Genomic DNA, 2,566 nt, shown 5'->3' with positions numbered 1-2,566 from the left:
GATCCCTGGTCCTTTGGCACGCGGTAGCAATCGGCCTAGGCGAAAGATCACACCCCGCTCGTATTCACGAAGGATCTTGATCGAGCTGAGAACGTACAAAACAACGATGATGGCAGCGATGGCCGGAATTGGAATCATCTGCTACCTCCAGCAACGCTAATCGGTGACAGCTTCTGGCGCAGTCTGTAGCATTGTAGGTCACGGAACTCGCGCCGGCCGCCAAAGCACGGTCCAGCCGGAAGCCTTTCAAAGGTCAAAGGTGCCACGTCCCCATCGACTCCACATCGGGTAAGTTTGAAAATCTCAGGACTCTTGGATGCACCATACGCTCGAAATCTGCATAGGATAGGTGAAGCACCTCGTTGTGGGACCCAGCGTTGAACGCAATGTCTTTTTTCTTAGTAAGGCTCTCGTCAACATAGACAGCCATTCCGTAGAGGTTCCCAAAGGGCGGCATAGCGCCGATCTCGCACTCCGGGAACCGGTCCTTAAATTACTGTGAACCGCATTCAGGAAGAAGTGAATGTAGAAGTACGCCGCGTCACGATCGAACGCTACGGGGCAGGCGCGGTATCTGGTCGATTCCGGCGCTAAGACACCGGTCGGCCCAATCCCGCAGCATAAAGACCGCATAGTGCCTGATTGAAAGCCGCGATATCGTCGAACTTGGGATGATTGGTGAACAGCGAAATCACATCGCCGCGGTCACCGAGAACATCCTCGGCAAATCCCTGAAGGGCCTTCTTCGGCCCCGTTTCCACGAAAACGCGGGCGCCCGCACGGTACAGCGTAAGCAGACCCTGGACAAATTGCACCGGAGATGCGACTTGCCGCGTCAGGAGATCCACCATCTGTGAAGTGGCGTCCGGTCCAGTGGGATAAAACTCGCCGTTCACGTTCGCTACAACCGGGACCCGCGGTGATTGCAGACGCCGTCGCTCCAGCGTTCGTCGCAGTGGTTCGCTGTACGGAGCCACAATCGAGGTGTGGAAAGCGTTGCTCACCGGCAACGGGACGGCGTCGTAGCCCGCTTTCAGGAAAAGGTCGATCGCTTGCTCAATCGCCTGACTGGCTCCGCCAAGGACTGCTTGGTGATAACTGTTGACATTGGCGATCACTATGTAGCCCGGAATCGTCTTCAGGCCTCGCTCAATCTCCTCCATCGGCGCGAAGATGGCGGCCATGCGGCCGGTTTCCATGGTTATGCCCCTGGCCTCACGGCTGCGGGCACTGACTACGTCCAAGGCGTCCTCGAAGGAAAGAGCGCCGCACGCTACCAAAGCGCCGTATTCGCCCACACTATGGCCCATCACCATGTCTGGCCGAATATCATACGCCGCTAAGAGGCGGGTCAGCGCGATGTCGCTCGCTATCACGGCAGGCTGAGTAATGGCCGTTCGGGATAGCTCTTTTTCGGCCCGAGCCACCGCGGCGGCGTCGGTTTGATCAACAAATAAGAACTCGCTGAGGGGCTGGCCGAGCAGCGGAGTCATTATGCGGTCGGCTTCGGCAAAAGTATCAGCCACAATCGGTTCGGCGGCGGCGAGCACTCGCAGCATGTTTAGGTATTGCGAGCCTTGACCGGTATATAGAAATGCTACTTTCTTGGCAGGGCCGTGGCCGCTGAAGATGCCCTGGGCTCGCAGAAGCTTCCATAGCGGCGCTTGGTTCGCCGTTAGAGCTGTGAGAGCCTTCGCCGATTTGGCCGCTAAGTCGGAGGCGTCCCTATAATCGATTGCCAGGCGTTCAGATGCACACAGATCCGCATCAGCTGGCGCGCTCGGTCTCGGTGCGTGGCCTGCTTCCGCGCTCTTCTGGATGGAGCGCAGACGCTCAGCCAACGCACTTTCGGAAACGGCCCCGACCAGCAGGGTGCCCTGCAACGGCGCTTTGCGGGAGGAACCAATCGAAGAAGAATTCGGCGAGAAGTCGACATCCACAGCGGTAACTCCTCTCTTTGCGCTTTAGGTCTGAGCTGTGCAGACTAGCTTTTCAACTCCGAAAAACTGGGCAAGACTCTCGATCCGGGATGTTTGCTTTTCTGAATGTGATCCCAGACCAAACGATCGGCAAGCCAGAGGGCCTGCCATTCGGCGAGGCTTGCGTCCTGGGTCGCCGGCGGTTGGCATGTGGCAAAGCGCGCACTGCATTTGCTCACCGGCGACCACCTTCATGACGACAGCGACAGCATTGGGGATGTCCGCGTTGCTCCCCCGCAACCGTTTTGCGGTTCCGGCGGACTGCGGCTGCGCTGTGATCTGCGGAGGCGTCACTGCTTCAGTCCCTCCCGGTACAAAACCGGGACTTGCTGTTGACCATGAGAGAGGCTTCCGATGACCAATTTAATTCATCTGAAGCTGAGGAGAACGGCAAATTTAAAGATGGAGAGTGCTACGTGCAGTCGCGACAGTTGCTTCAGTAGCGGCCACGTCCGCCGTGTCCGCCACGACCTCCGAAGGGAGTACGTTCGCGCTTCGGGCGCGCCTCATTCACGTTGAGGGTTCGTCCTCCCAGAGTCGCGCCGTTCAAATTGGCAATGGCTTTGTCGCCTTCAGCATCGTCGGCC

General features: G+C 58.1%; 2 protein-coding genes. Both read right to left on the bottom strand.

The window, feature by feature from the left end:
* Positions 1 to 253: 253 nt before the first annotated feature.
* Positions 254 to 466 (bottom strand): YbaK/EbsC family protein, encoded by a 213-nt coding sequence (locus VEG30_00845; protein ID HXZ78446.1) that lies wholly within the window; start codon positions 464 to 466, stop codon positions 254 to 256.
* A 124-nt stretch (positions 467 to 590) separates the two neighbouring features.
* Positions 591 to 1,940, bottom strand: a complete 1,350-nt coding sequence (locus VEG30_00840; GenBank protein HXZ78445.1) for an acyltransferase domain-containing protein — start codon at positions 1,938 to 1,940, stop codon at positions 591 to 593.
* Between the last annotated feature and the right edge of the window lie 626 nt (positions 1,941 to 2,566).

The organism is Terriglobales bacterium (assembly GCA_035624455.1).
In the GTDB taxonomy this organism is placed as follows: domain Bacteria; phylum Acidobacteriota; class Terriglobia; order Terriglobales; family Acidobacteriaceae; genus DASPRM01.
Note: the sequence above shows the minus strand (reverse complement) of the source record. Positions and strands in the feature narration are given on the sequence as shown.